Annotated in this window: 4 protein-coding genes, 1 tRNA gene and 2 pseudogenes; 3 read left to right on the forward strand and 4 right to left on the reverse strand. The window is 65.7% G+C overall.

Going from position 1 to position 7387, the window contains the following annotated elements; genetic code table 11:
• Nucleotides 1-512 precede the first annotated feature (512 nt).
• A tRNA-OTHER gene (locus tag ACZ4N5_RS42875) sits at nt 513-595 on the reverse strand.
• A 1178-nt stretch (nt 596-1773) separates the two neighbouring features.
• On the opposite strand from ACZ4N5_RS42875, the gene ACZ4N5_RS42880 reads away from it, so the two are divergent.
• On the forward strand, nt 1774-1950 hold the full coding sequence (locus ACZ4N5_RS42880; protein ID WP_453279694.1) for a hypothetical protein: 177 nt from the start codon (nt 1774-1776) through the stop codon (nt 1948-1950).
• A 486-nt stretch (nt 1951-2436) separates the two neighbouring features.
• Here the strand turns inward: ACZ4N5_RS42880 and ACZ4N5_RS42885 are convergent, their stop codons facing one another.
• Complete coding sequence (locus ACZ4N5_RS42885) at nt 2437-2805, reverse strand: hypothetical protein (RefSeq protein ID WP_467762391.1); 369 nt, start codon at nt 2803-2805, stop codon at nt 2437-2439.
• Nucleotides 2806-3123: 318 nt separating this feature from the next.
• Here ACZ4N5_RS42885 and ACZ4N5_RS42890 point away from each other — a divergent pair.
• Nucleotides 3124-3450 (forward strand): annotated as a pseudogene (locus tag ACZ4N5_RS42890) (NUDIX hydrolase); the annotation flags it as partial.
• 465 nt (nt 3451-3915) lie between these two features.
• The gene (locus ACZ4N5_RS42895; protein WP_467762392.1) at nt 3916-4287 is read left to right on the forward strand and encodes a DUF6188 family protein; all 372 of its coding nucleotides are present in this window, start codon (nt 3916-3918) and stop codon (nt 4285-4287) included.
• Between the two features lie 470 nt (nt 4288-4757).
• Here ACZ4N5_RS42895 and ACZ4N5_RS42900 read toward each other — a convergent pair whose 3' ends face one another.
• Both ACZ4N5_RS42900 and ACZ4N5_RS42905 read right to left on the reverse strand, forming a co-directional pair.
• On the reverse strand, nt 4758-5771 hold the full coding sequence (locus tag ACZ4N5_RS42900) for a DNA polymerase Y family protein (RefSeq protein ID WP_467762393.1): 1014 nt from the start codon (nt 5769-5771) through the stop codon (nt 4758-4760).
• Nucleotides 5768-7204: pseudogene (locus ACZ4N5_RS42905) on the reverse strand (helix-hairpin-helix domain-containing protein); the annotation flags it as partial. The gene ACZ4N5_RS42900 and the pseudogene ACZ4N5_RS42905, both read right to left, overlap by 4 nt.
• Nucleotides 7205-7387 lie beyond the last annotated feature (183 nt).

Consider the following 7387-nt stretch of genomic DNA (forward strand, 5'->3'; position numbering starts at 1 on the left):
GCCGACCAGGCAGCGGCCGAACCAGTGAACCTGAAAACATGTCAACCCGCCCTGACCTGCTAGTCAGCCACTCCCGCGCAGCGGGGGAACCTCAGAGACAACGAGTGCTCGGAGCAAGTCAGCCTCGGGTCAATCGCAGCGGGCGGCACGCGCCACGTACAGATTTCGTCCTACGAGGTGCTGCTGCGGATCACGTCCACATCAGGCCCGGAGCAATACACCTGCGGCGCCGACACGTCAGGCAGTCGGATAGCTCTGAGCCCGTCGTACCCCTCGGTGAAGTCCGCATACGGACACTGCGCCGACGGATCGTCTCCCAGCACAACGGGCTGACCGTCACGCGCGGGTGTGCTGGGTCGGCAATCGGTCCAAATCTTCGATGCCGCCAGACAACGTGCCCCTCTCGTGCCCGTTCAGTCGGGCAACATCGGGGAACAGCGGTCGCGGCCGGCAACGCCGCAAGAACGACCCCTAGAAAGCGCCTTGGCTGGTCAGGGGCCGTTCACCTGCGGTGGGTGTGGGATTTGAACCCACGGTGACTCGCGCCACGACGGTTTTCAAGACCGCTCACGGGTCCCAAGGAGACTCCGACACCGGAGAGAGGGGGTGCCATGACTGCGTTGATCATGTTGGCCTCCGGATGCTTTACGGCGTTCCTGGGGACGTTGACCTTGAACGGTCGGCTGGGAGCGGATCGCAGCGATCCCCGGAAGTTGGGGCCTAATCCTGATGGGTTATGCATTTGTCCTGGACGGACTGCCGAGACTGGTCGGATGGTCCTTTGCGGTGGGCTCGGACCTCGCGGGCGTAGCCATGTTTCTCATCGTGCTCGGCGGCGTGCTTCAGTTCCTCGGCGGACCCACGCTACGGGCAGCCCGACTCCTGACATCACTGGCTGACACCAACAAGCCCGAACCGCACCGGGCAACAGCGAACGTCAGCGGTGTGCCGGCCGCGGAAGAGCAAGGCCCGACCTTTGGCGATGATGACCCACGACCGACCTGCCACCAGCGGCAACCTGACACCAGCCTCACCCGCCACCCCTGGGTAAGCGAACCCTGCGAATGGCTCGCTCAGCCCGGTCAAGAGGGTAGGACCTGATAAAGGTGAGGTCACAGATTCAAATCCTGTGCCCAGTGCGGTGTGCCTTCCGCGACCTATGAGCGGCGCCCCGCTGGCCCGTATCAGTGCGCCGCCGCGTGAGCTACCTTCGGCCAGGTCACGATGACTGTAGAGATCTAGCCACATGGCTTGATCACACTCATCATGGGCGGCATGCAGAATGATCAGGCACGAGCAAAATCAGCAGGCCACAACGGTCTAGGTAGGGCCGCGGCGTGCCTTTTTGCGCTGGGGTGCTTTAACGCGGCGCTCTACCTCGCCGGACTGATCATGGATGGGGACCGTTACGTCCCCATGCTTGAGTCCGCCGCTGTGCTGCTGGTCGCAAGCTGGACTGTCGGAGCCGTCCACCTTCTCCGGATCGGCAAGGGAGCCCGGTAGTGGCCATAAGGCAACGTCGATCAGTGGGCGACCAAGCCAGCCAACCGGGTGACTCGGCCACTTGTTCGATTTGTGACTCCATCGAGGAGTAGGACCTCGCCTGTGACGCTGTGATCGGGCCACCCGACCACAGCTCGGCGTCAGCCGGCCTTGTTCAGCCTGGCCATCCATCGATGAGCGAACACCCTCGCGCCCCCTTTGCACCGCGCTCTCGCCCTGGCTGCGGTCGAGGGAGGACCATAGGAGTTGAGTGAGCAAGGGAGGCCCACCATGAAGACCGGAGCCTCGGACTACGACCGCTGGCTGTACTCTCACACCCCCTCCCAGGCCGAGGGCGAGCGTGACGAACCGGCCGAGCGCGCAGCCATGGATCAGCACCCCGACGTCCCCAGGACCGAGCCGTCCCAGGCCGAGGGCGAGCGGGTGGACGACACCAGGACCACCTGACCGCCGACAAGCGATCAACGAACGGCGCCTGATGGTCTGACTGCGTGACAACGCCGACGCATGACGGCACACGCCTGCGGACAGCCGCGGCAGGCAAGCAACCCACCGTGGCAGGCCCACGCCCACCCACACCAGCAGCCGAACGCCTGGGGCTAGCTCTGAGGGCACCGGCAGATGCAGCATCCGCTCCAATGCTGGCAACTGCTACCGCGCAGGCGAGTTCTGCCTAGAAAGCGATCTCGGCCAAACCACCACCGACGCGAACGGTCGTCCAATCACGTGCGGTATCGAGTCTGGGCGGCCGCACGGGCACTACTGACGCCAGACATCGGCGGCATCATCTCGGATCTATCCGTCGAAACGTGCGAGCGTGCCCGAGTGGTCCACTCGCCGGGCCGTCCCTGGGCCGTGCGAGGTCGCTCGGCAGTGACCGACGGCGACAGCCAGTGCCAGATCGGCTATGAGCCGTGACGACGAACCGCCAGGTCACGGCCCCCCGACCGAACGGGTTTCACCGATGACATTGTGTCGCGGATGGACGCACTCTTCGACATGCCTCAGGCCGACGCTTCCGAGCAGGCTGTCATCGCCCATTTCCGCCTGAGTGGGGAGAAATTCGGGGAACAGGACGAGCGCGCTGCAATCTACGATGCGAAACGCGCGATGACGGATGCCGTTGAGACCGCCGGAGTTGGCGAGGTGGACGGGAACGAGTTCGGCGGCGGCGAGGCTGTGGTGTACGCCTACGGGCCGAATGCTGACGCCCTCTTCAAGGTCATGGAGCCAACTCTGCGCGAACTTCCCTTTTCGACCTGCGTACGTCGTTCTTCGTCGTGGCGACACCGAGGCCGACACGTCTCGGGTGGATCTATGACTGTCCAAGACGAGAGGACGTGCCAGATACGTGCCAGGTCGTGCGGGGAACCACGGGGAACACCAGGGAACCGGCCAAGGGTTGAACCGACGCTAACTCTGCTCCGGAGCAGGTCAGCCGGGCGGCCAGCTCTAGATCACATCAGCTTCCCAAGCTGATGGCTTTGAGAGGACGTTAAGTCCGTTTCTGATAGCGGCCTCGTCCGGGTTGAGCGAGGAAGCCTTGTCGAGTGAGGCGCCCGAGGCGGCTGCGGGTGACGTTGATGGATGGTTCATCGGTGGGCATACCGAGGAGTTTGAGGCGGAATGGACCTCACCGACTCCCTGCCAGGCACGGCCGTCCGCGAAGTCAAGGAAGAGACCGGCCTCGACGTCGAGATCACCGGCCTGGTCGGCACCTACACCGACCCGAAACACATCATCGCCTACACCGACGGCGAGGTCCGCCGCCAGTTCAACGTCTGCTTCACCGCCCGCATCACCGGCGGCCAGCTGGCAATCTCCGACGAGTCCACCGAACTCCGGTTCGTGCCGCCGGAAGAGATCGAGCAGTTGCCGATGCACCACACCCAACGACTCAGGCTCCAGCACTTCCTGGAACAGCGCGAAAAGCCGTACCTGGGCTGAACCGTCTGACGGCAGTAGCGACGGCAACAACCCCGCACAACCACGGACACCCACGCACTTCACCGGACCAGCAAACTGTGCTTGACCTGCGAAAAAGCAGGTAGAGGGGTCCGCATAGCACACGTACTATGTGCTGGCGGGCGAGACTCCGGTACTTGTTCACAATGCGCCAGGGTGCTCCACCGCCATCAATCTTCGTCCGCGACCCGCTGGCGTGAGTGACGATTGGGTAGGGCGGGTTGCTGATAACGGAAAGGGAACTGTGTGGCAGAAGCCTGGGGCAACCGGAAATGCCGACATGGTTCGCGTGATGGATCCGACCGGCAGGTACGCGGATGGCTATGTGCGTTTCTATAACAAGGGCGGCCAGCCGATCGGACTCGATGGGAAACCCGGCCCGAACGCACATACTCATATCCCGATGAATCCTGATGGCACTTACCCACTTCCTGCGGGGTGGTAGGCATGAACCTGAACCTTCGAGGTCAAGTAGTTACCCGCATCTGCTTCGACGCGGCTCTGACGATCATGACCAGTGGGGATTGCGAACTGCGCGTCGAGACCCAGTCTGTTCTTCGTGTCCCGACTGGGGATCATGTGTCTTTTGATCCAGAATCTCTGGACGTTGCGGCCTCCTACCTCGTACGACTGGCCCGTGACGTGATTACTGAAGCCGAGGTGGGAGGATCCGGGGATCTCATGATCGAATTCGAAAGCGGCACGAAACTGACAGTCTGGCCGGATGAGGAGTACGAGGCTTGGGGGTTTGTCGGGCCTAGAGGAAGGCGAGTGACCTGCCTGCCTGGAGGCGAGATTGCGGTGTGGAGCGGTGAGTGACACCAGGCCGTAACCGGAAATCCTGACTTTCGCGTTACACCTGCTTGCAGAAGTCAATCTCTGTGGCCTTGTCGCTAGTGTCCCGGCGGGGCCACAGAGATGTCTGACTGCAGTAGCTGACGGAAACGTCAGCGATCGGGTGCTGCAGCCGGGTCACCCGCTGGCGGAGCACGGCTGTATGTCTCCAGTACAGGCCGGTCGGTGTGCCTCCCGTCAGACAGCATGTCTGACGGGAGCAGTCCAACGGGTGCATGCAATGTCGCCCCCGTCGACCTGAAGCTTCTCTGAAGCGCTTGCCGTGGCCCGCCTCTCATGGACGCTGAGAAGCTGCCCGCCGCGCTGACGCACTCTGGACCCCCGCCGTCACGGCGGGGGTTTGTCGTTTCCGTTGGGAGAGCGAGAAGTTCAGTCGCCAAGACCAGAAGGAGCGCCGGCCCTCCGTCTGTGCAAGGTCGGTGACTACGGCTGGTCTACATCTTCCGCGTAGTGACGGCAAGGGCGGCGGGGTGTAGCACGTTGTGCCCGTACCGGGCCTGGGCCCGGTCGGCGACGGCTTCGATCGCGAGCGGCTTTTCGTCGGTGTTGTCGAGGGTGAGCTGCCGGGTGGCCCGGTCGTCGGGGCGCAGGGCATCGGCGCGGAGGGCGATGCTGCGGACCCGTGCCCGCTGCAGGCCAAGAGATGCGTGCAGCGCGTATGCCGTGCGGGCCAGGAGCACGGTGTGCTGCGTTGGTTCGGGCAGGGTGCGGCTGCGGCGAGTGGAGCTCGCATCGACGTAGCGGACAGTGCAGGTCACAGCAGTAGCGATCTGCCCGGAGGTACGCAACCGGGCGCCGAGGTCGTCGGCGAGGGCGAGCAGGGCCCGCCGGTGCTGAGTCGGGTCGAGTTCGTCGCGGTCGAAGCGGTGCTCGCTGCTCATTGTGGCCGGCGTGGGCCTCGGGTCGACGGTCGTCGTGTCGCGGCCGTGCGCCCGCTCGTGAAGGGTGCGGCCCGGGCGGGCGCCGAGGAGGCGCTGCAGCGTGAGCTGGGGGACATCGGCGACGTCGCCGACGATGTTCAGGCCGTAGTCCGAGAGCATAGTGGCTGCCCGGGCACCCACGCTGGGCAACTCCCGTACCGGACGCGGCCGCAGGAACCCGCTGACCGCTTCGGTGCAGTCGTCGATGACGAGGCGCCGCCCGGGCGCGGTGAGCGCGCAGGCCATCGCGGCGAGCATCCGGGTCGGCGCCGCACCCGCGGCGCTGCGGATGCCGAAGTAGGCGAGGATCCGCAGCTGGATGAGTTCGGTCAGGCCACGGGCGTCACGCTGGAAGTAGGGGAGCGCGCCGGTCAGATCGAGCACGGCAGAGTCCGGCTCGATCATCTGCACCTGCGCAGTGATGTTCTCCAGCAGGCGGCGCAACTGCTCGGGCAGTTCGACGTCGGAGCCCGGTGGCATGTCGAATCGCAGGTGAAGGATGCTGCGACTGGTGGTCATGGCGTTCATCCGGCACTTCCCTGGCTGCGGTGACCGAGTCGGCGCAGGTCCGCCGAGCGAGTCCCGGCGGGCTGAAGATCGGCGTACGGATGAAGCCGGGCCCCGGCGGTTCCGTCCGCGAGGGTGCGCTGCGGCGCAGCCAGCTGGGCGGGCGTTGGGGCGGGGGAGGGGCGGCCGAGGAGATCGAGGGCGGCCTGCGGGCCGTGGTCGCGGCGGGCGGCGGCCACCTCGTCCAGGTCCCACACCATCTGTCCGACCACCGTGCGCCGCGGCCCCCGCGCCTCGACCGTTCCCCTCACCAGCAAGAGCCCACTGTGGAAAACGGTGTGTGCGCACGCTGCGTGGGAGTCCTCGAAGAACGCGATGTCGACCAAGCCGGCGCCGTCTTCGAGCGTCACGAAGATCACCCGCTTCCCGCTCGGGATCGGCGGCGTCTGGGTGGAGGCCCGCACGCCGGCGACGAGTACGGTCTGACCGGGAACCATCCCCTTCAGGTGAGCAGCGTCGGTCGCACCGAGCTCGCGCAGCAGCCGGTGGTGGTGGTCCATCAGGTGGTGCGTGACGTCGATCGACAGGGTCTCCAGCTCCGCACTGAGCTTGTCCCGGCCGGTCATCTCCGGCAGACCGCTCGGCTCCGCCGTAACCAGCTCCCCACCCAGCGGCAACTGCCCCTCGCCCGCATGGCGATTGCGGGACTGGCGGTGCAGTTCGGTCGCCTGCAGCAGCAGATCCCTGCGGGTCAGCTCACCCGCGAGCGGGCCGAGCGCGCCAATGCGGATGAGGCGCTGCGCGAGGGGCAGGGACGGCCGGGCCCGCTGCCACAGATCCTGCAGACCCGCATACGGCTGCCCGGCGACGAGCCTCTCGATCTCCGTTTCGCTGATGCCCTTTACGGTGGAGAACGCGAGCCGCACTCCCCAGGTCTCGTCGGCCTTCTCGACCCGGTGCTGGGTGTTGGAGGCGTTGACGTCGACGGGCAGAACGGGAACGCCGTGGCGCCGGGCATCGGCGACGATCACGCGCATCGGCCACATGCCCGGGTCGTGCTCGAGGAGCCCGGCATACAAGAAGGCCGAGTAGTGGGCTTTGAGGTAGGCGGACTGGAGGGCCGGGACGGCGAAGGCGACTGCGTGCGCCCTGCAGAATCCGTAGGCCCCGAACTGGGAGATGATCTCCCATACTTCATCGAGCACGTGCGTGGCGTAGCCGCGTTGGCCGGCCGTGCGGCGGAACCAGGCCTCGACCTTCGGCAGCCGGTCCGCGTCGGCCAGGGCGCGGCGGGCGACGTCGCCCGCCGCGCGGTCGCAGCCGGTCATCCGCGCCAAGATCGCGATGATTTGCTCATGCCAGATGACCACGCCGTACGTGTCGTTGAGCACCGGCTCCAGGTCGGGGTGCGGGTAACGCGGTGTCGCGCCGTGCCGGGCGGCGATGAACAGCGCCGAAGTGGTTGCTTTATCGTCGTGTCGCATTCCGAGAGCGCTGCAGACGAAGGGGCGTTCGAGTCTGTTGCGAATTGAGGTGTCGGATACCTAGTAGTGCCTGGTCAGGTTGATATGGATGTTGGTATGTCGCGGTGGCAGGTGGGGCAGGCGCCGGTCCAGAGGGCGAGGAGTGTCTGCAGC

Source organism: Streptomyces sp. NPDC026500 (assembly GCF_055567635.1).

Coding starts and splice junctions, on each gene's coding strand:
- ACZ4N5_RS42880 (WP_453279694.1), top strand. CDS start 1,774: ATGAAGACCGGAGCCTCGGACTACGACCGCTGGCTGTACTCTCACACC.
- ACZ4N5_RS42895 (WP_467762392.1), top strand. CDS start 3,916: ATGAACCTGAACCTTCGAGGTCAAGTAGTTACCCGCATCTGCTTCGAC.
- ACZ4N5_RS42900 (WP_467762393.1), bottom strand. CDS start 5,771: ATGAACGCCATGACCACCAGTCGCAGCATCCTTCACCTGCGATTCGAC.